Origin of the sequence: uncultured Candidatus Kuenenia sp. (assembly GCF_900696675.1) — a bacterium.
GTDB lineage: Bacteria > Planctomycetota > Brocadiia > Brocadiales > Brocadiaceae > Kuenenia > Kuenenia stuttgartiensis_A.
Genome location: NZ_CAADGZ010000307.1, coordinates 1 through 1050, shown reverse-complemented (window position 1 = coordinate 1050; position 1050 = coordinate 1). Strand labels below are relative to the sequence as shown.

The 1050-nt window shown below is 41.8% G+C and carries 2 protein-coding genes; both read left to right on the top strand.

The window, feature by feature from the left end; all coding sequences use genetic code 11:
* Positions 1-352: 352 nt before the first annotated feature.
* Entirely contained in the window at positions 353-607 is a 255-nt protein-coding gene (locus QZT26_RS17835) for a sodium-dependent bicarbonate transport family permease (RefSeq protein WP_197705366.1), read from the top strand.
* Between the two features lie 31 nt (positions 608-638).
* Entirely contained in the window at positions 639-788 is a 150-nt protein-coding gene (locus QZT26_RS17830) for a hypothetical protein (protein ID WP_157820423.1), read from the top strand.
* Positions 789-1050: the final 262 nt, after the last annotated feature.

Genomic DNA, 1050 nt, shown 5'->3' with positions numbered 1-1050 from the left:
TTTCGAAAAACATTCTGGGTAGGGGCGAAGCATTTGCCTGCATATAAGAGAGAGACGTAAAATGCTGTACATACGCCAACCCCGCTATGTTGAAGGAGTTATACTGTACGCAGGCAAATGCTTCGCCTCCATTTTTCAAAAAGCCAAATTACCGCTAAGTTTCTAAAACCAGATTTGTTTGACTATAGTGTACAGGCAGCGCTAAAATTGAAAACCGGAAATACCCTCCAACTGGCGTTCTTCAATTTGTCTATTAATATGGTATGGGTGGTGGATGATCAGGCAGGACAATGTAAATGTTGGGAAAGAAAATATCTTTTTCGTGTATCTGGAAAAGTAAAGGAGAACGCAAGTGAATGTTTCTATTATTATTGATAATTTGTTGCATCCGCCGGCCTTGTTTTTCTCCCTGGGGATGATTGCATCATTTTGCAAATCAGATATTAAAATTCCTGAGCCTTTACCCAAACTATTTTCGCTTTATCTGCTATTTGCCATAGGATTTCACGGCGGAGTAGAATTAAATAAGACAGGCGTCAACCATGCGGTTATCATGTCCCTGGCACTGCGATATTCATGGCGGCGTTTGTTCCGGTGTATAACTTGAATACCCTGCATGGCGGAATCCGGACGGTTCAGTGCTGCTTATAACAGGCAACCTGTTAATAGGCCTGATTTCTGGCGAAAAAGGGTGGGACTCTTTAAGCGCTTTTGCAAAAGACATATTTAGCGGAATTTGTATTGTTTCTGATGTTGTTGTGATACAAGGCCATTCTCCCGCAAAGTGATAGTATGTGATTTGCGGGGTTTTATAAAACCATCAGACGTTTACTTTTCTTTATTACCATTGACATAAATGCAAGGAGAGGGAATTATGTCGGACGAAGCAAATTCATTATCATTTAATTTAGACAAATGTCATGCCATTCTTTCCCGTGCCGCGTCAAACGATTTAATTCCGATATTACAGGAGATGCAGGAGGAGTACGGATATTTGCCCCTGACGGCAATGGAAGAAGTGTCGGTGCGGACGGACATACCGTTGAGCAG